General features: G+C 69.3%; 17 protein-coding genes. 10 read left to right on the top strand and 7 right to left on the bottom strand.

All coding sequences use genetic code 11. The features are described from left to right. Positions 1 to 20 precede the first annotated feature (20 nt). The 6 genes from glyA (at position 21) to EV683_RS03405 (ending at position 6718) form a co-directional block, all read left to right on the top strand. Positions 21 to 1274, top strand: a complete 1254-nt coding sequence (gene glyA / locus EV683_RS03430) for a serine hydroxymethyltransferase (protein WP_131861831.1) — start codon at positions 21 to 23, stop codon at positions 1272 to 1274. A 19-nt stretch (positions 1275 to 1293) separates the two neighbouring features. After that, positions 1294 to 2673 (top strand): L-serine ammonia-lyase, encoded by a 1380-nt coding sequence (locus tag EV683_RS03425; protein WP_131861830.1) that lies wholly within the window; start codon positions 1294 to 1296, stop codon positions 2671 to 2673. A gap of 11 nt (positions 2674 to 2684) precedes the next feature. Then, positions 2685 to 3803, top strand: coding sequence for a glycine cleavage system aminomethyltransferase GcvT (gene gcvT / locus EV683_RS03420; RefSeq protein WP_131861829.1), 1119 nt, complete (start codon positions 2685 to 2687; stop codon positions 3801 to 3803). Between the two features lie 4 nt (positions 3804 to 3807). Continuing rightward, positions 3808 to 4782 carry a lipoyl synthase gene (gene lipA, locus EV683_RS03415; protein ID WP_131861828.1) on the top strand — a complete coding sequence of 325 codons (975 nt, stop codon included), beginning with the start codon at positions 3808 to 3810 and terminating at the stop codon, positions 4780 to 4782. Positions 4783 to 4850: 68 nt separating this feature from the next. Further along, the gene (purU, locus tag EV683_RS03410) at positions 4851 to 5720 is read left to right on the top strand and encodes a formyltetrahydrofolate deformylase (protein WP_066611777.1); all 870 of its coding nucleotides are present in this window, start codon (positions 4851 to 4853) and stop codon (positions 5718 to 5720) included. Positions 5721 to 5854: 134 nt separating this feature from the next. Next, positions 5855 to 6718: a methylenetetrahydrofolate reductase gene (locus tag EV683_RS03405; protein WP_131861827.1), complete on the top strand. Its 864-nt coding sequence runs from the start codon at positions 5855 to 5857 to the stop codon at positions 6716 to 6718. A gap of 7 nt (positions 6719 to 6725) precedes the next feature. On the opposite strand, the gene EV683_RS03400 is transcribed toward EV683_RS03405, so the two are convergent. The 4 genes from EV683_RS03400 to aptA form a co-directional block, all read right to left on the bottom strand. Then, positions 6726 to 7376 carry a hypothetical protein gene (locus EV683_RS03400; protein ID WP_066611782.1) on the bottom strand — a complete coding sequence of 217 codons (651 nt, stop codon included), beginning with the start codon at positions 7374 to 7376 and terminating at the stop codon, positions 6726 to 6728. Positions 7377 to 7518: 142 nt separating this feature from the next. Next, positions 7519 to 7827: a hypothetical protein gene (locus tag EV683_RS03395; protein ID WP_066611784.1), complete on the bottom strand. Its 309-nt coding sequence runs from the start codon at positions 7825 to 7827 to the stop codon at positions 7519 to 7521. Positions 7828 to 8016: 189 nt separating this feature from the next. Then, positions 8017 to 9516 (bottom strand): CoA-acylating methylmalonate-semialdehyde dehydrogenase, encoded by a 1500-nt coding sequence (locus tag EV683_RS03390; RefSeq protein WP_131861826.1) that lies wholly within the window; start codon positions 9514 to 9516, stop codon positions 8017 to 8019. Between the two features lie 36 nt (positions 9517 to 9552). Next, positions 9553 to 10878, bottom strand: coding sequence for an omega-aminotransferase AptA (gene aptA, locus EV683_RS03385; RefSeq protein WP_131861825.1), 1326 nt, complete (start codon positions 10876 to 10878; stop codon positions 9553 to 9555). 161 nt (positions 10879 to 11039) lie between these two features. On the opposite strand from aptA, the gene EV683_RS03380 reads away from it, so the two are divergent. Beyond that, positions 11040 to 12428, top strand: coding sequence for an aminotransferase-like domain-containing protein (locus tag EV683_RS03380; protein WP_131861824.1), 1389 nt, complete (start codon positions 11040 to 11042; stop codon positions 12426 to 12428). Between the two features lie 39 nt (positions 12429 to 12467). On the opposite strand, the gene EV683_RS03375 is transcribed toward EV683_RS03380, so the two are convergent. Beyond that, complete coding sequence (locus EV683_RS03375) at positions 12468 to 13040, bottom strand: NADPH-dependent FMN reductase (RefSeq protein ID WP_131861823.1); 573 nt, start codon at positions 13038 to 13040, stop codon at positions 12468 to 12470. Between the two features lie 144 nt (positions 13041 to 13184). Here EV683_RS03375 and mutS point away from each other — a divergent pair, with 144 nt between their 5' ends. From mutS to EV683_RS03360, 3 genes are all read left to right on the top strand, one after another. Continuing rightward, positions 13185 to 15713: a DNA mismatch repair protein MutS gene (mutS, locus tag EV683_RS03370; protein WP_131861860.1), complete on the top strand. Its 2529-nt coding sequence runs from the start codon at positions 13185 to 13187 to the stop codon at positions 15711 to 15713. Positions 15714 to 15810: 97 nt separating this feature from the next. Beyond that, positions 15811 to 16290: an acyl-CoA thioesterase gene (locus EV683_RS03365; protein WP_066611789.1), complete on the top strand. Its 480-nt coding sequence runs from the start codon at positions 15811 to 15813 to the stop codon at positions 16288 to 16290. Between the two features lie 62 nt (positions 16291 to 16352). Continuing rightward, positions 16353 to 16796 (top strand): hypothetical protein, encoded by a 444-nt coding sequence (locus EV683_RS03360; protein ID WP_066611791.1) that lies wholly within the window; start codon positions 16353 to 16355, stop codon positions 16794 to 16796. A 75-nt stretch (positions 16797 to 16871) separates the two neighbouring features. Here EV683_RS03360 and aceK read toward each other — a convergent pair whose 3' ends face one another. Continuing rightward, positions 16872 to 18656 carry a bifunctional isocitrate dehydrogenase kinase/phosphatase gene (aceK, locus tag EV683_RS03355; protein WP_131861822.1) on the bottom strand — a complete coding sequence of 595 codons (1785 nt, stop codon included), beginning with the start codon at positions 18654 to 18656 and terminating at the stop codon, positions 16872 to 16874. Positions 18657 to 18787: 131 nt separating this feature from the next. Then, positions 18788 to 19441: a pseudouridine synthase gene (locus EV683_RS03350; RefSeq protein ID WP_066612099.1), complete on the bottom strand. Its 654-nt coding sequence runs from the start codon at positions 19439 to 19441 to the stop codon at positions 18788 to 18790. Positions 19442 to 19474: the final 33 nt, after the last annotated feature.

The following is a 19474-nucleotide window of genomic DNA, read 5'->3' as shown; positions in this document are numbered from 1 at the left end:
TCCCCACAAAGGAGAAAAGAATGTTCACGCACGATATGCAGATCGCCGGTTTCGACGACGCGCTGTGGCAGGCGATGGAAGGCGAAAGAATCCGCCAGGAAGACCACATCGAGCTGATCGCGTCCGAGAACTACGCCAGCCCCAGGGTGATCCAGGCGCAAGGTTCGGTGCTGACCAACAAGTACGCCGAAGGCTACCCGAGCAAGCGCTACTACGGCGGCTGCGAGTACGTCGACGTCGTCGAGCAGCTGGCGATAGACCGCGCCAAACAGCTGTTCGGCGCCGACTACGCGAACGTGCAGCCCCATTCCGGCAGCCAGGCCAACGCCGCCGTCTACATGGCGCTGATCCAGCCGCACGACACGGTGCTGGGCATGAGCCTCGCGCACGGCGGCCACCTGACGCACGGCGCGTCGGTCAACTTCTCGGGCAAGATCTACAAGGCCGTCCAGTACGGCATCGACGAGGCCGGCCTGATCGACTACGCCGAGGTCGAACGCCTCGCGCTCGAACACCGGCCGAAACTGATCGTCGCCGGCTTCTCGGCCTACTCGCGCACGCTCGACTTCGCGCGCTTCCGTGAAATCGCCGACAAGGTCGGCGCGTATCTTCTCGTCGACATGGCGCACGTCGCCGGCCTCGTCGCCGCCGGCCTCTACCCGAACCCGCTGCCGTTCGCCGACGTGGTCACCACCACCACGCACAAGACGCTGCGCGGCCCGCGCGGCGGCCTGATCCTCGCCCGCTCCAACCCGGAGATCGAGAAGAAGCTGAACTCGATCGTGTTCCCCGGCATCCAGGGCGGCCCGCTGATGCACGTGATCGCCGCCAAGGCGGTCGCCTTCCAGGAGGCGCTGCAGCCGGAATTCAAGGCCTACCAGGCGCAGGTGATCGCCAACGCGCAGGCGATGGCGGCGGTGTTCGTCGAGCGCGGCTTCGAGGTGATCTCGGGCGGCACCGACAACCACCTGTTCCTCTTGTCGCTGGTGCGCCAGGGCCTGACCGGCAAGGCGGCCGACGCGGCGCTCGGCGCGGCGCACATCACCGTCAACAAGAACGCGGTGCCGAACGACCCGCAGTCGCCGTTCGTCACCTCCGGCATCCGCATCGGCACGCCGGCGGCGACGACGCGCGGCTTCAAGGAGGCCGAGGTGCGCGCGATCGCCGGCTGGATCTGCGACATCCTCGCCGACATCGACAACCCGGCGGTGATCGAACGGGTCAAACGCCAGGTTGCCGAGCTGTGCGCGGCCTTCCCGGTCTACGGTAAATAAGGCAGAGGAGGCACGCATCATGGCCATCAGCGTTTTCGATTTGTTCAAGACCGGCATCGGGCCGTCGAGCTCGCATACCGTCGGGCCGATGCGCGCCGCCGCGCGCTTCGCGCGCGGCCTGGCCGAGCACGGCCTGTTGGAGCAGACCGCCGCGGTGAAATCCGAGCTGTTCGGCTCGCTCGGCGCGACCGGGCGCGGCCACGGCTCCGACGTCGCGGTGCTGCTCGGGCTCGAGGGCGAGGAGCCCGACACCGTCGACACCGACTCGGTCGAGCCCAGAGTCGCGGCGATCCGCGCGGCGGGAGAATTGACGCTGCTCGGCCAACGCCGGATCGCGTTCCGCGAAAAGGAGCACCTGATCCTCTACCGCCGCGAGACGCTGCCCTACCACCCCAACGGCATGCGTTTCACCGCCTTCGACGGCGACGGCAAAGAGCTGGCGAGCAAGGTCTACTACTCGGTCGGCGGCGGCTTCGTCGTCAACGAGGAAGCCGCCGGCGCCGACCGCATCGTCGCCGACAGCACCGTGCTGCCCTACCCGTTCAAGTCGGGAAAGGCGCTGCTCGAGCTGTGCGAGACGCACAATCTGTCGATCAGCCAGCTGATGCTGGAAAACGAGAAGGTATGGCGCAGCGAGGCCGAGATCCGCGCCGGGCTGTTGCAGATCTGGGACGTGATGCAGGCCTGCGTGCGCCGCGGCTCCGAGCGCGAGGGCATCATGCCCGGCGGGCTGAAGGTCAAGCGCCGCGCGGCCGAGCTGTACCGCAAGCTGTCGAGCCAGCCGGAGGCGTCGCTGCGCGATCCCTTGACCATCCTCGACTGGATCAGCTTCTACGCGCTGGCGGTCAACGAGGAGAACGCGACCGGCGGCCGCGTGGTCACCGCGCCGACCAACGGCGCGGCCGGCATCATCCCGGCGGTGCTGCACTACTACACCCGCTTCATCCCGACCGCCAACGACGACGGCGTGGTCAGGTTCCTCCTCACCGCCGCCGCGATCGGCATCCTGTACAAGGAAAACGCGTCGATCTCCGGCGCCGAGGTCGGCTGTCAGGGCGAGGTCGGCGTCGCCTGCTCGATGGCGGCCGGCGCGCTGGCCGAGGTGCTCGGCGGGACGGTGCGCCAGGTCGAGAACGCCGCCGAGATCGGCATGGAACACAACCTCGGCCTGACCTGCGACCCGATCGGCGGCCTGGTGCAGGTGCCGTGCATCGAGCGCAACGCGATGGCGTCGGTCAAGGCCGTCAACGCCGCGCGCATGGCGCTCAAGGGCGACGGCAGCCACTTCGTGTCGCTCGACAAGGTCATCAAGACCATGCGCGACACCGGCGCCGACATGAAGACGAAATACAAGGAAACCTCGCGCGGCGGCCTGGCCGTCAACGTGATCGAATGTTAAGGACACACACTATGAACGCCCCGCTGCTGCACACCCCGCTCTACGACCTGCACGTCGAACTCGGCGCCAAGATGGTGCCGTTCGCCGGCTACGCGATGCCGGTCCAGTACCCGCTCGGCATCCTCAAGGAACACCAGCACACCCGCGACAAGGCCGGCCTGTTCGACGTGTCGCACATGGGCCAGGTCAAGCTGGTCGGAGCGGGCGCGGCCGCCGCGCTCGAAACGCTGGTGCCGGTCGACATCCAGGACCTGCCGGTCGGCATGCAGCGTTACGCGCTATTCACCGACGACAAGGGCGGCATCCTCGACGACCTGATGGTGTCCAACTTCGGCGACGACGTGCTCTACGTGGTGGTCAACGCCGCGTGCAAGGAGCAGGACGTCGCGCACCTGAAAACCCACCTCGGCGGGCAGTGCGAGGTGGTCGAACTGGCCGACCGCGCCTTGCTCGCGCTGCAGGGCCCGGCCGCCGCCGCGGTGCTCGCGCGCCTGGCGCCGTCGGTCGCCGAGCTGAAATTCATGCAGAACGCGCAACTGGAACTCGACGGCGTGCCCTGCTACGTCAGCCGCTCGGGCTACACCGGCGAGGACGGCTACGAGATCTCGGTGCCGGCCGACAAGGCCGAACAACTGGCGCGCCGTCTGTTGGCCGAGCCCGAGGTCGAGGCGATCGGCCTGGGCGCGCGCGACTCGCTGCGCCTCGAAGCCGGCCTGTGCCTGTACGGCCACGACATCGACACGTCGACCACGCCGATCGAGGGCAGCCTGTTGTGGGCGATCTCCAAGGTGCGCCGCCCGGACGGCGCGCGCGCCGGCGGCTACCCGGGCGCCGACGTGGTCGCGCGCCAGATCGCCGACGGCGTCGCGAAGAAACGCGTCGGCTTCATCGTCCGCGACAAGGTGCCGGTGCGCGAAGGCGCCGAGATCACCGACGGCGACGGCACCGTGATCGGCCGCGTCACCAGCGGCGGCTTCGGCCCGAGCTTTGGCGGCCCGGTCGGCATGGGCTACGTGCCCGCCAGCCACGCCGCCGCCGGCACCGCGCTGTTCGCGCTCGTGCGCGGCAAGCCGGTCGCGATCGAGGTCGCCAAGACCCCGTTCGTGCCGCAACGCTACTACCGGGGCTGACGCCATGGCCGACGTCGCAGTCAAAGCAACGAAGCTGGAGGCCGGCACCAAGCTGTCGGCCGCCGAGAAGGTCGCGCGCATCCCGGTCAAGATCGCACCGACCGAGAAGCACGAAATGCTCAGGAAGCCCGAGTGGATCCGCGCGGCCTTTCCGGGCAGCAAGGAAGTGCTGGAACTGAAAAAGACGCTGCGCGAGCACCAGCTCGTCACCGTCTGCGAGGAGGCCAGCTGCCCCAACCTCGGCGAATGCTTCAGCCACGGCACCGCGACCTTCATGATCATGGGCGACATCTGCACGCGCCGCTGCCCGTTCTGCGACGTCGGCCACGGCCGGCCGAACCCGCTCGACGCTAAGGAACCGCAAAGGTTGGCCGAGACCATCGCCGCGATGAAGCTGAAGTACGTGGTGATTACTTCCGTGGACCGCGACGACCTGCGCGACGGCGGCGCGGCGCACTTCGCCGCCTGTATCGACGAGACGCGCCGGCTCAACCCGGCGATCAGGGTCGAAACGCTGGTGCCGGACTTCCGCGGCCGGCTGCGCCTCGCGCTCGACACCCTGGCCGAGGCCCCGCCCGACGTGTTCAACCACAACCTCGAGACGGTGCCGCGCCTCTACCGCGAAGCGCGCCCGGGCGCCGACTACGCGCACTCGCTCGCCCTGCTCGACGCGTTCAAGGCCGCCTGCCCCAACGTGCCGACCAAGTCGGGGCTGATGGTCGGCCTCGGCGAGACGCTCGACGAGATCGTCGCCGTGATGCGCGACCTGCGCGCGCACCAGGTCGACATGCTGACCGTCGGCCAGTACCTGCAGCCCTCTCGCCACCACCTGCCGGTCAAGCGCTTCGTCACGCCGGCCGAGTTCGCGTCCTTGCGCGAGACGGCGCTGGCGCTCGGCTTTGCCCAGGTCGCCGCCGGGCCGATGGTCCGCTCGAGCTACCACGCCGACCTGCAGGCCAAGGGCGAGATCGTCGCCTGAGGCCCACGTCGCCGCTCCCTCCACCCCAGACCGGGCGGCCTGCCCCGCCGCCGGCAAAGGACGCCACCATGTTCCACACCGAACACACCGCCTACATCCTGACGCTGTCCTGCCCGAGCGGGCCGGGCCAGATCGCCGCCGTGTCGGCCTTTCTCGACGCGCGCGGCGGCTACATCGACGAGCTGTCGGTGTTCGACGACGACATCGCGCAGCGCTTCTTCGTGCGCTGCCGCTTTCACGCCAAGAGCGCCGACGCGCAGCGACTCGCGCGCCTGCAAACCGAGTTCACCGAGGTCGCCGAACGCTTCGGCATGCAGTGGCAGCTCGTCGACGCGGCGGCCAGGACCCGCACGCTGATCCTCGTCTCCAGCCTCGACCACTGCCTGAACGACCTGCTCTACCGCTGGAAAATGGGCGAGCTGCCGATCGACATTACCGCGATCGTCTCCAACCACGCCAAGCTCGAACCCTTGGCGGCCGCGCACGGCCTGCCCTATCACCACCTGCCGGTCGGCAGCGAGAACCGCGCGGCGCAAGAGGCCAAGCTCGAGGCGCTGATCGAGGAGACCGGCAGCGAACTGATCGTGCTCGCGCGCTATATGCAGATCCTGACGCCCGGCCTCGCCGACCGGCTCGCCGGCCGCGCGATCAACATCCACCACAGCTTCCTGCCGGGCTTCAAGGGTGCCAAGCCTTACCACCAGGCCTACGACCGCGGCGTGAAGCTGATCGGCGCGACCGCGCACTACGTGACGAATGATCTTGATGAGGGGCCGATCATCGAGCAGGTGGTCGAGCGCGTCGACCACACGCACCGCCCCGAAGCGCTGATGGCGACCGGCCGCGACATGGAATGCCTCGCGCTGTCGCGCGCGGTGAAGTTCCACACCGAGCACCGCGTCTTCCTCAACGGCGACCGCACCGTGGTGTTCCGCTGAGCCCACCGGCGCGCCGGTCCGGAACGCCCGACCCACAGAAAATCATCGCCGGCCGCGTCCCCACGAGGAACGCGCCGGACCTCGGCCGCGAACGCCCGACCGGGAGCGAGGCGGCCTTGTTTCAGGAGACAAAAATGAGCCTGCCCATCAGCATCGAACTCTATCCGGGCGTGCTCCCGGCCGGCGACGCGCGCGTCGCCGAGCTCGCGTCAAGACTCGCGCCGCTATCGCCGGCCTTCGTGTCGGTCACCGACGGCGCCGGCGGCATCAGCCGCGCCGCCGGCCTCGCGCTGATGGACGCGCTCGCCGCGCGCGGCTACGCCGTCGCGCCGCACCTGTCGGCGGCCGGTCTCGACAGGGAAAGCGCGGCCGAAAGGTTGGCCGAGTTCGCCGCGCGCGGCGTGAAAACGCTGTTCGCGCTGCGCGGCGACACGCCGTCCGGCATGGGCGAGCGCGGCGACTTCCGCTACGCGAGCAATCTGGTGCGCTTCGTCCGCGAATACTGGGAAAACGCGCACGGCGGCCGTCCCGAGCTGCTCGTCGCCGCCTACCCCGAGGTCCACCCGCAGGCGAAAAACGCGCACGCGGACCTCGCCGCGCTGCGGGCCAAACAGGACGCCGGCGCGACCGGCGCGGTCACCCAGTACTTCTACAACGTCGACGCCTACCGCCACTTCGTCGACGCGGCGCGCGCGGCCGGCGTGACGCTGCCCATCGTGCCGGGGCTGCTCCCCTTGACGCGCCCGTCGATGGCGAGGTTGGCCGAGCTGCGCGGCGTCGAAATGCCGCGCTGGATGCGCCGCACGCTCGACGCCTGCGGCGGCGACGCGGCCGCGCTGTCGGACTTCGGGCACGAGGTCGGCGTGCGGCTGGTGACGCAACTGATCGACGCCGGCGCACCCGGCGTACACGTGTTCGCGCCGGGCTTGGCCGAGCTTGCGATGGCGGGTCGCATCCTCGCCGACGTCGGGCACGCGCCGCCGCAGCGCGCCGCGTGAACCGGGGTCAGCGGCCGATGCTGAAAACGCCCGGGCCGAGGCTGGGGTCGATCGCCGGCCGCGCGACCGGCGGACGCATGCCGCCCATCCCGGCGCCGACCGTGCCGTCGTGCGCGCTCGAGCGCCCCGGCGTGACGCTCGCCTCGCCGTCCAGACTGGGCGCGACCGTCAGACCGTCGGCGTCGAGCGTCGCCGTCTCGAAGCGGCTCTCGAAGCGCAGCGTGCCGGTCGCGTCGCGCGTCTGCCAACCGCTCTGGCTGCTCGTGACCACGCCGAAACGGCCCGCGCCGGTGGCGGCATCCTGCACGCGCCAGCCAAACTGCGCGCGGTAGCGCCGTTTCGGCTCCGCCGGTACGAACTCGATGCGCAAGGTGTTCTCGCCGCGCCGCAGCCGGGAGGCGAAGGCGTCTAGCGACAGCTGCACGGCGGGCGCGACCTCGCGCTCGTCCGCATCGACCGGCGCCGGCCGTTTCTTCAACGCCTGAACCGCGTGCAAGGCGTCGTTCAGGAAAATGCGCGCCACGCCCGGCACCACGTCGACCCGGGCCGAACCCGCTTCGTCGCCCCTGAAGGGCGTGAAGCGGAACTCCATGCCGCCCGCCGCCCATCCCCAGCACGGCAGCCCGAGCAGCAGCATGCCCATCGTGAAACGCTTCATTTTCCATCCCCCCTTGCCGGCGTTCGCGCGGTTTCGTCAGTTACCGTTATCAATCTAGCAAGCAGAATTGACAAGTGGCAGCAAAACCGGCGCAGCCCGCCGCCGTTGGCATACGGCGCGGGAGGGAAAGGCCCGCAGCGCGTCAGCGCAGCGAGAAGCTGGCGCGCACGGCGGCGGGGTCGTAGGGGGGCACCGACGGTGCAGGCGTCGACAAGGGGCGGGCGTCGCCGGCGCGCAGCGGAATGTCGCGATGCTTGCGCGACAGCGCAGCGTCGGGCGAGTGCACCAGCGCTTCCCCGACCGTCCCGTCGAGGCTGGCCGTCGCCAGACCGTCGAGCGCCTCGCCCGGCACGGTGCGGGTTTCGGCCGCTGCCGCGTCGAATGCCGCCTCGTCCGCCCACGCCTGCGCCACCGCGCAAACGAGACCCAAACCGACCAGCAAATTTTTCATGATCCGACCCTCCGGCAAACCGAGCGGCGCCGGAACGGCGCCGACCCTTATCCTCACCCTAGCAAAACGTCACTTGTTTTCCGGACTGGATGGCCTTTGTCATCCCGAAACCCGAAAAAGAAACACCCGTCGCCAGGACGGGTGCGGGAGACGGTCTGGCCATGGCGCCGGGGCTCGGCCAGCGTGGGGTCACTTCATCGTCGGCATCACGAACTCGGCGCCGGCGCGAATCGACTGCGGCCAGCGCTCGGTGACGGTTTTCAGCCGCGTATAGAAGCGCACGCCCTCCATGCCGTAGGCGTGGTGGTCGCCGAACAGCGACGCCTTCCAGCCGCCGAAGCTCATGAAGGCCATCGGCACCGGGATCGGCACGTTGACGCCGACCATGCCGACCTGGATGCGGTGCACGAAGTCGCGCGCCGCGTCGCCGTCGCGGGTGAAGATCGCGGTGCCGTTGCCGAAGGCGTGCTCGTTGACGAGCTTCACCGCGCTCTCGTAATCGGGCGCGCGCACCACGGCGAGCACCGGACCGAAGATCTCGTCGCGGTAGATCGTCATGTCGGTGCTCACATGGTCGAACAGGCAGCCGCCGAGGAAGAAGCCGGTCTGGTTGCCGTCGACCTTGAGCGCGCGGCCGTCGACCACCAGCGTCGCGCCCTCCTTGACGCCGGCCTCGACGTAGGACGCGACCTTGTCGCGGTGCTCGCGCGTCACCAGCGGGCCCATCTCGGCGCCTTCGGCGTCCCAGGCGGCGACCTTGAGCGCGCGCACCTTGGGCGCGAGGCGGTCGATCAGCGCGTCGGCGGTGGCGTCGCCGACCGCGACGGCGACCGAGATCGCCATGCAGCGCTCGCCGGCCGAACCGTAGGCCGCGCCCATCAGCGCGTCGACCGCCTGGTCGAGGTCGGCGTCGGGCATCACCACCATGTGGTTCTTGGCGCCACCGAGCGCCTGCACGCGCTTGCCGTTGGCCGTGCCGACGGTGTAGATGTGGCGCGCGATCGGCGTCGAACCGACGAAGCTGACCGCCTGGATGTCGGGGTGCGCGAGGATGGCCTCGACGGTATCCTTGTCGCCGTTGACGACGTTGAACACGCCGTCGGGCAGGCCCGCCTCCTTCAGCAAGCGAGCGATGATCAAGGACGCGCTCGGCACCTTTTCCGACGGTTTCAGGATGAAGCAGTTGCCGGCGGCCAGCGCGACCGGGAACATCCACATCGGCACCATCGCCGGGAAGTTGAACGGCGTGATGCCGGCGACCACGCCGAGCGGCTGGCGCAGCGAATAGCTGTCCACCCCGCTGCCGACGTTCTCGCACATCTCGCCCTTGAGCAAATGCGGCGCGCCGCAGGCGAACTCGACCACCTCGATGCCGCGCGTCAGCTCGCCGCGCGCGTCGTCGCGCACCTTGCCGTGCTCGCGGCTGATCGCCTCGACGAGTTCGTCGGCGTGGCTCTCGAGCAATTCCTTGAACTTGAACAACACGCGCGCGCGGCGCAGCGCCGGCGTCGCGGCCCAGGCGGGAAAAGCGGCGCGCGCCGAGGCGACCGCGGCGTCCAGCTCGTCGCGGCTCGCGAGCGGCAGCTCGGCGGCGACCTCGCCCTGCGCCGGGTTGTAGACCGGCGAGACGCGGCCCGAAGCGCCGGCGACGGCTTCGCCGTGGATCCAGTGGGTCAGTTTTGCAACCATGATGCGGATTCCTGAAAGGTCGTAAGGAAATGCGGTTCAGCCGGCGGCGCGGATCGCGTCGGCGAGCACCTCGACCATGCGGCCGATTTCGTCGGGGGTCGAGATCATCGGCGGGCCCATCACGACGATGTCACCGGTGAAGCGGAACAGCACGCCGCGCTTGAGCCCTTCCTCGAACACCCGGAGCGCGCGCCAGCCGGGCTTGCCGTCGAGCGGCGCGAGCTCGACCGCGGCGGCGAGCTGGCAGTTGCGGATGTCGATCACGTTGGCCGAGCCCTTCAGGCCGTGCACCGCCTCCTCGAGCACGCGGCTCAGATCGTTGGCGCGCGCGTAGATGTCCTCCTCCTCGATCACGTCGAGCGTCGCGTGCGCGGCGGCGACCGCCAGCGGGTGGCCCGAGTAGGTGTAGCCGTGGAAGAACTCGACCGCGTGCTCGGGGCCGGTCATGAAGGCCTGGTAGATCTCCTCGGTGACGAGCACGCCGCCCATCGGCACGGTGCCGTTGTTGACGCCCTTGGCGAAGGTGATCAGGTCGGGCCTGACGTCGAAGTGCTGCGCGGCGAAGGCCGCGCCCATGCGGCCGAAGCCGCAGATCACCTCGTCGAAGATCAGCAATATCCCGTACTGGGTGCACAGTTCGCGCAAGCGCTTCAGATAGCCTTTGGGCGGCACGATCACGCCGGCCGAGCCCTGCATCGGCTCGACGATCACCGCCGCGATGGTCGACGCGTCGTGCAGCTGCACCAGGCGGATCAGCTCGTCCGCCAGGTGCGCGCCCCACTCCGGCTCGCCGCGCGAGAAGGCCATCTTTTCCAGATTGTGCGTGTGCGGCAGGTGGTCGACGCCGGCGAGCATGCTCGCCGAGTAGAGCTTACGGTTGGCGACCATGCCGCCGACCGAGACGCCGGCAAAGCCGACGCCGTGGTAACCCTTTTCGCGGCCGATCAGCCGGGTGCGCGCCGCGTCGCCCTTGAGGCGGTGGTAGGCGAGCGCGATCTTCAGCGCGGTGTCGACCGCCTCGGAGCCCGAGTTGCAGAAGAACACGCGCGAGAAACCGTCCGGCGCCGCGTCGGCGATGCGCTCGGCCAACGTGAACGCCGGCGCGTGGCCGATCTGGAACGCGGTGCTGTAGTCGAGCGTGTCGAGCTGTTTTTTCACCGCTTCGACGATCTTCGGGTGACGGTGGCCGAGGCCGCTGCACCACAGGCCGGAGATGCCGTCGAACAGCTTCTGGCCGTCCTCGGTCCAGTAGTAGGCGCCCTCGGCGCACGCGAACACGCGCCGCTCCGGGTGGGCCTCGAAGTAGCGCTTGGCGGTGAACGGCATCCAGTAGGCGTCGAGATTCAGGTCTGGCGTGGACATGGTGCGCTCCGTCTTGGTCTGTACTGCTCGCTGTATCGGGAAGAATGGGCAAGGCAGCTTGCCGGCACGGTCAGTATTGGCCACCATGAAGCCGAAAGACAGATACATGACAGCACGATCGCCGGCTGTCTGTACTGGTCGCCAACCCGGTACGCTTCATCATGCTCACCCTCGACAAGACCTCCCCGACCCCGCTGACCGAACAGATCGTCGCCGCCGTGGCCGAGCGCGTCGCGCGCGGCCTGCTGCCGGTCGGCAGCCGCCTGCCGTCGGTGCGCGCGCTGGCGAAGGCGCTCGCCGTCAGCCCCTTCACCGTCGCCGAGGCCTACAACCGGCTGTCGGCGCAGGGCTGGATCGAGGCGCGCCCGGCGCGCGGCCATTTCGTCGCGCCGCGCCCCCGGCCAGCCGCCGCGCCGCTGATGCGCGCGCCGGTCGACGAGGCGTGGCTGATCCGGCGCGTCTACGAAGACGACGCGCTGACGCTGCCAGCCGGCGGCGGCTGGCTGCCCGGCGACTGGCTGCACGAGGAAGGCATGAGGAGCGCGCTGCGGCAACTGGCGCGCGGCCCGGCCGAGCGGCTGACGCGCTACGGCCACCCGCAGGGCCTGACCGCGCTGCGCGAGCACCTGGCCTGGCAGCTCGCGCTGCGCGGCATCGAGGCGCCGGCCGCGCAGATCGTGCTGACCCACGGCGCCAGCCAGGCGCTCGACCTGGCGATCCGGCTGGTGGTTCGTCCCGGCGACGCGGTACTGGTCGAGACGCCCGGCTACTCGAACCTGCTGACCGCGCTGCGCGCCCACGGCGCGCGGCTGCTGCCGGTGCCGCGCACCGCCGCCGGCCCCGACCCGGACGCGCTGGCGACGTTGGCCGAGGCGCACCGGCCGGTCGCCTTCTTCACCAACACCCAGCTGCACAATCCGACCGGCACCTGCACCAAGGCGGCCACCGCGTTCCGGCTCTTGCAGCTGGCCGAACGCTTCGACTTCACCCTCGTCGAGGACGACCCGTTCGCCGAACTGGCCGCGTCGGCCGGGCCGACGCTGGCGAGCCTCGACGCGCTGCGGCGCGTGATCTACCTGGGCAGCTTCTCGAAGACGATCTCGCCGGCGCTGCGCGTCGGCTTCCTCGCCGCCGCGCCGGCGACGGTGACGGCGGTCAGCCAGCTGAAGATGGCCGGCGCGCTGACCAGCTCGCCGCTGAACGAGGCGGCGACGCTCGCCATCGTCACCGACGGCCACTACCGCAGTCATCTGGAGCGGCTGCGCGACCGCCTGGCCGAGGCGCAACGGCGCGTCGCCGACGCGCTCGAGGCGCTCGGCTGGCGCCTGTTCCACCGGCCGGCCGGGGGCCTGTTCCTGTGGGCGCGCGCGCCCGACGGCGTCGACGCGAAGGCGCTGACCGACGCGGCCGCCGCCGCCGGCATCGCGCTGGCGCCGGGCGCCTTCTACCAGAGCGAGGAGGACGCCGAAGCCGGCTGGTTCCGCTTCAACGTCGCGTGCTCACTCGATGCGCGGCTGTTCGACTTTCTGGCCGGCGTGCCGCGGCGCTGAACCGCGCCAGCCTCGGCCAGGCTTGATCGCGCCGGCCCGCTAGCCGTTGTTTTTTTCGTCCCCCACCCGCCGCGCCCAGGCGGCGAGCGCCTCGAGCTGCGCGGTGACGAAGCGCGCCGTCGTCTCGTCGGCGAGCTTGCCGTGCGCGTCGAACTTCTGGTGGGCGGAGGCCACCATCACCTCGGGCTTGCTCATCGGCCGCGCGTTGAGCGACACCAGCGTCTGCCGCAGGTGGTATTGCGCGCGGGCGGAGCCGAACATGCCCGGGCTCGCGCCCATGATCGCCACCGGCTTGCCGTCGAAGGGCTGCTCGGGCGGGCGCGACACCCAGTCGATCGCGTTCTTCAGCACGCCGGGCACCGAGTAGTTGTATTCGGGCGTGACGATCAGCACCGCCTCGGCCCGGCGGATCGCCTCGCGCAGCGCGATCACCGGTTCGGGAAAGCCCTGCTCGTAGACGTCCTCGTTGTAGAGCGGGATCGCGCCGATATCTGCGACCGACAACGCGACCTCGGGCGGCGCGAGCTCGACGGCGGCGCGCAACAGCGCGCGGTTGTAGGACGCCTGGCGCAGGCTGCCGGCCAGGCCGAGGACGCGGACGGGATGGGTCATGGCACCCTCCTTGCGGACAAGACAGTTCGCTATAGACCATCGCGCGTGCGGACGCGTTTCGCGGGATAATCCCGGCTTTGCCCCGGCAACCGTCAAAGAGATTTCCCCGTGAACGCACCCCAGCCCGAAGCGAAGCACACCCCCATGATGCAGCAGTACCTCGCGCTCAAGCGCGAGCACATGGACAAGCTGCTGTTCTACCGCATGGGCGATTTCTACGAACTGTTCTTCGAGGACGCCGAGCGCGCCGCGCGGCTCCTCGACATCACGCTGACCACGCGCGGCGCCAGCGCCGGCACCCCGATCAAGATGGCCGGCGTGCCCTACCACGCCGCCGAAGGCTACCTCGCGCGCCTGGTCAAGCTCGGCGAATCGGTCGCGATCGCCGAGCAGATCGGCGACCCGGCGCTCGCCAAGGGCCCGGTCGAGCGCAAGGTGGTGCGCATCGTCACGCCGGGCACGCTGACCGACGCCGCGCTCTTGGACGACAAGCGCGACAACCGCATCGTCGCGCTCAACGCGGTCAAGGGCGTCTTGGGTCTGGCGTGGATCTCGCTCGCCAGCGGCGAATTCCGCGTCTCGCAGACCTCGGTCGACGAGCTGGCCAGCGAGCTCGAACGCCTCAAGCCGGCCGAACTGTTGCTGCCCGACGACGGCATCGCCGCGCTGGTCGACAACGTCGGCATCCCGTGCCAGAAGCGCCCGGCCTGGCAGTTCGACGCCGCATCCTCCGCCGCGACGCTGACGCGCCACTTCGGCACGCGCGACCTGGCCGGCTTCGGCGCCGAGGGCCTGCCGGTCGCGATCGGCGCGGCAGGCGCGCTGCTCGACTACGTGCTCGCCACGCAAGGCACCCACCCGGGCCACATCGCCAGCCTCGCGGTCGAGTCGCTCGACAGCCACATCCAGCTCGACGCCGCCACGCGCCGCAACCTCGAGATCACCGAAACGATACGCGGCGAGGCGAGCCCGACGCTGTTTTCCCTGCTCGACACCTGCGCGACCAGCATGGGCAGCCGGCAGCTCGCGCACTGGCTGCACCACCCGCTGCGCTCGCAGGCGAAGATCACCGAACGCCTCGCGGCGGTGCGCGCGCTGCTTTCCGGCTACGACGAAGTGCGCGACAAGTTGGCCGAGGTCGCCGACGTCGAGCGCATCACCGCGCGCGTCGCCTTGCGCACCGCGCGACCGCGCGATCTTTCCGCGCTGCGCGACAGCCTCGGCCAACTGGCGGCGCTGAAACCGGCGCTGGCGCGCTTCGACAGCGAACTGTTGCGCCAGCTCGCCACCTGCCTGCCCGACGACTCGCCGATCGCCGCGCGGCTGGCCGCCGCGATCGCGCCCGAACCGGCCACCTTCCTGCGCGACGGCGGCGTGATCGCCGAGGGCTTCAGCGCCGAACTCGACGAATTGCGCGCGATCCAGCGCGACTGCGGCAGTTTCTTGCTGGAACTGGAAGCGCGCGAGAAGGCGCGCACCGGCATCACGACGCTCAAGGTCGAGTACAACAAGGTGCACGGCTTCTACATCGAGGTCGGCAAGGCGCAGGCCGACAAGGTGCCGGACGACTACCGCCGCCGCCAGACGCTGAAGAACGTCGAGCGCTACCTCACGCCGGAACTGAAAACCTTCGAGGACAAGGCGCTGTCGGCCAACGACCGCGCGCTGGCGCTGGAAAAGCAGCTGTACGAGGCGCTCCTGGACGAACTCGCGCCGCACATCGCCGAGCTGAAACGGATCGCGCACGCGGCCGCCAGCCTCGACGTGCTGGCAACGTTGGCCGAGCGCGCCGACACGCAAGGCTACGTCGAGCCCGAATTCGTGCCGGGCGTCCAGCTTGCGATCGAGGGCGGCCGCCACCCGGTGGTCGAGGCGCAGGTCGAGCGCTTCATCGCCAACGACGTGACGCTGTCGGACGCGCGCAAGCTTTTGCTCATCACCGGCCCGAACATGGGCGGCAAGTCGACCTATATGCGCCAGGTCGCGCTGATCACCTTGCTCGCCCACGTCGGCAGCTTCGTGCCGGCGACGAGGGCGACGATCGGCGAGGTCGACCGCATCTTCACCCGCATCGGCGCGTCGGACGACCTGGCCGGCGGGCGCTCGACCTTCATGGTCGAAATGACCGAGACCGCCAATATCCTCAACAACGCGACCGACCGATCCTTGGTGCTGATGGACGAGGTCGGCCGCGGCACCTCGACCTTCGACGGCCTCGCGCTCGCCTGGGCGATCGCGCGCGCGCTGATCGACAAGAACCGCGCCTATACGCTGTTCGCGACGCACTATTTCGAACTGACGAGGTTGGCCGAGGAGTTCGCGCAGGTCGCCAACGTGCATTTGAGCGCGGTCGAGCATAAGGACAGCATCGTGTTCCTGCACCATGTCGAGGAAGGCCCGGCCAGCCAGAGTTACGGCCTCGCGGTCGCCAGCCTCGCCGGCGTGCCGGCCAGGGTGATCCGCGAAGCCAAGCGCCACCTGGTGGAACTCGAAAACCAGTCGGCCGCCGCCAGCCTCCAGCCCGACCTGTTCGTCGCCGCGATGAGCGCGCAGCCGGTCGAGCCGGCGCCGCACCCGGTCGTCGAGCGGCTGGCGGACGTGAATCCGGATGACATGAGTCCGCGCGAAGCGCATGCTTTGCTATACGAATTGTGCAGGGATGCGCGTTTGTAACAAAAAAGTAGGAAATCGGCCGGACAAGCCGGCGACGGTTTCCTAGACTGAATCCGGCAGGCCCGCTCCTGCCGCCATCCGGCCCAACGAGAGCTTCATGGATCAACTCAACCTCAGCCAACGCGAACTCACCATGTCGGTGCTGATGACGCCCGACATGGCCAACTTTTCCGGCAACGTGCACGGCGGCGTGCTGCTCAAGCTGCTCGACCAGGTCGCCTACGCCTGCGCCAGCCGCTACGCCGGCAGCTACGTCGTGACGCTGTCGGTCGACCAGGTGCTGTTCAAGCAGGCCATCCACGTCGGCGAGCTGGTCACCTTCCTCGCCTCGGTCAACCACGTCGGCCGCACCTCGATGGAGGTCGGCATCAAGGTGGTCGCGGAGAACATCCGCAGCCGCAGCGTGCGCCACACCAACAGCTGCTACTTCACGATGGTGGCGCTGGGCGAGGACGGCAAACCGGTCGCCGTGCCGCCGCTGGACCTGTCGGACCCGCGCTACGAGAAACGCTTCCGTGAAGCCGAGATCCGCAAGAAGATGCGGATGGAGGCCGAACGGCACATGAACGAGGCCTGAGGCGGCCCGGCGGCTGCCGCCCCCCCCTCCCCCGTACAAGGACAGTCAAGGAGATCGACTCGATGCAACAGGCAGAAGAACAGACGACCCACCCCGGCCTGGACACCCTGTTCGGCCGAAGCAAGTCCGGTGCCGCGCTGCCGCTGACCGCCGTGCGCGCGCGTGCGCGCCGCCAGCTGACCAAGTTCGAACAGCTGGTACGCGGCCAGCTGCTGGCGATCGGCGTCGACATCCCGCCGGCGATCAGCCTCGTCAGCCGGCCCGGCAACGTGATCGCGCTGGAAAACGCGCACCCGCAGGCCGACGAGATCGGCGCCTGGCTCGAGGGCAACGTGAAGGTCGCCAAGAAGTTCAAGGAAGTCGAAGTCCTGTTCGAACTCGTGCGCGCCGCCGAGCGCGCCGGCGCGCCGACGCCGCCCGAGCTGCGCTTTCACATCGGCCTGACCAGCGCCGGTTCGCTCGCCTACTTCGAAGAACAGCAGACGCCGCAGGCACAGTCGGCCTGACGCCGTCACGCCCCGCACGCCAAAGGGCAGCCGTGAAGGCTGCCCTTTTTGCCGCCCGCCTCCCACCGCCCCGCGTCAGGGCGGCGCGGCCGCTTCGCCGGGCGCGAAGCGATGCCCGTAGCGGTTGATGAAGCGCATCTCGTGCGGATAGGGATAAAAATCCTCGACGATGCCGGCGCGGATGCGCGCCTGGCGCGCCTGCCAGAACGCCGGCGTCAACAGGTCGGCGTGGTATTTGAGGAAGACGCGCCGCACCTGTGGATCGCCGAGCAGGAAGGTGCCGAACTCCTCGGGAAACACGTCGCCCTTCGCGACCGGGTACCACGGCTCGCCCGACAGCTCGTACTCCGGGTTCGGCGCCGGCGGGATCGCGCGGAAGCGGCAGTCGCTCATGTACTCGATCTCGTCGTAGTCGTAGAACACCACTCGCCCGTAGCGCGTCACGCCGAAGTTCTTGAACAGCATGTCGCCGGGGAAGATGTTGGCCGAGGCCAGCTCCTTGATCGCGTCGCCGTAGTCGCGCACCGCGCGCTCCTTCTCGACCGGGCTCGCCGACGCGAGATACAGGTTCAGCGGCTTCATGCGCCGCTCGATGTAGAGGTGGCGGATCACCAGCGTCTCGTCGCCCTCCTCGAGCAGCGACGGCACCTGCGCGCGCAATTCGTCGAGCAGCGTGGCGCTGAAGCGCGCCTTGGGGAAGGCGACGTTGGAGAACTCCAGCGTATCGGCCATCCGTCCGACGCGGTCGTGGCGCTTGACCAGCTGGTACTTGCGCCGGACCGTCGCGTGGTCGACCTCCTTGGTGCTGCCGAACACGTCGCGGATCAGCTTGAACACGTAGGGGAAGGACGGCAGCGTGAACACCAGCATCACCAGGCCGCGGATGCCCGGCGCGACGACGAACTCGTCGTTCGAATGCTGCAGATGGTGGATGAAGTCGCGGTAGAAGGTGTTCTTGCCCTGCTTTTGCAGGCCGAGCATGGTGTAGAGCTCGGCCTTGCTCTTGGTCGGCAGCATCGAGCGCAGGAACTGCACGTAGCCGGACGGCACCTCCATGTCGACGAGGAAATACGCGCGCGAGAACGAGAACAGCACGCCGATGCGCCACGGCTCGAGCAGCACCGTATCCAGATAGAGCCGGCCGCCGGCGTCGTGCTGCACTGGCAGCGCGAACGGATGGCTCGCGCCGCCGTTGATCACCTTGCCGATGATGTAAGCGGTCTTGTTACGGTAGAACGCGGCCGACAGCACCTGGATCTGGAAGTTGGCCTCCAGCGCCGGCCACTCGCCGTCCAGATGCATGCGCACCGTGCGCAGCACGCAGCCGAGGTCGCGCGACAGCCGCGCGAACGGCCGGGCCCAGCCGAAGTCGCGCACGATCGCCCGCAGCGTGCGGCGCAGACCGGCGGTGGCCGGATAGTAGCTGCGGTAGGTCGGCGGGTCGGACTCGATGTACTCGGTCGAGATCGCCGGACGCAGGAAGATGAAATCGTTGTGGAAGTAGTCGCGGTGCAGGATGCGGCAGAACACCGAGTTGAAGAAGGTCTCGGCCAGCTCCGGCTGCTTGTGGCGGATCAACAGGCCGACGAAGTAGAGCTTGGCCTGCTGCCAGATCTCGTCGTCGAGCAGTTCGGCGTGGAACTCGCGGCGCAAACGCTGCGTCGTCTCGGCCACCCGCTCGTCGTAGAGCTCGATGCGGTCGCGCACCATCTCTTGGATGCCCTGCCAGTCGCCATCCTCGAACAGCGCCTTGGCGCCCCGCGTCGCCGCGCGGAACAGCCGGTAGTGCTTGTCGAAACCGGCGATCAGCGCCTCGGCGATCTCGCGCGCCACCGGGTTGTAAGAATCGGGTATCTGCATGGCGTCGCCCTGAACAGAACCATCGGGAGCCCGGCTTCCCCGCGCCATCCGGCGGGGCAAGGTTGGCCGAGGCTCGGCCAACCCGGTCGGGCGCGGCTTGTGTCGTCGGTCCGGCGCAGGCGGACCGACGTTCAGCGCGGCTTCCTGAAGCGCGCACGCGCCCCGCTGCCGGCGCTGCGCGGCAAAGCCGGCCCGGCCTTGCGCCGCGGCTGTTCAGCCTGCCCGACGCGCGGCAAATCGGCAAGGTCGACGTCGAGCGCGCGCCACTGGCCGGGTTCGAGCCCGTCGAGCCGCCACGGGCCGATCGCGACGCGCACCAGCCGCAGCGTCGGGTAGCCGACCTTGGCGGTCATGCGGCGCACCTGGCGGTTCTTGCCCTCGCTGATGACGAGTTCGATCCAGCTGTCCGGCACCGTCTTGCGAAAGCGCACCGGCGGATGGCGCGGCCACAGCGCGGGCGGCGCGATGCGGCGCACGGCGGCCGGCCGGGTGACGAAGTCGCCGAGGTCGACGCCCTCGGCCAACCTGGCGAGCGCCGCGTCGTCGGGCACGCCCTCGACCTGCACCCAGTAGGTCTTGGGCAGCTTCCAGCGCGGGTCGGCGATGCGGTGCTGCAGCGCGCCCTCGCCGGTCAACAGCAGCAGGCCCTCGCTGTCGGTGTCGAGCCGGCCGGCCGGATAGACGCCGGGCACGTCGACGCAGCTTTTCAGCGTCGGATGGGTCGGGTGGTCGGAAAACTGGCAGATCACGCCGTAGGGCTTGTTGAGCAGAATCAGTTGGGGCATGTCCTGACTGGCGGGCATAGGGGAATTTCGGGA

It is taken from the genome of Crenobacter luteus (assembly GCF_004345725.1).
Lineage (GTDB): Bacteria > Pseudomonadota > Gammaproteobacteria > Burkholderiales > Chromobacteriaceae > Crenobacter > Crenobacter luteus.
Note: the sequence above shows the minus strand (reverse complement) of the source record. Positions and strands in the feature narration are given on the sequence as shown.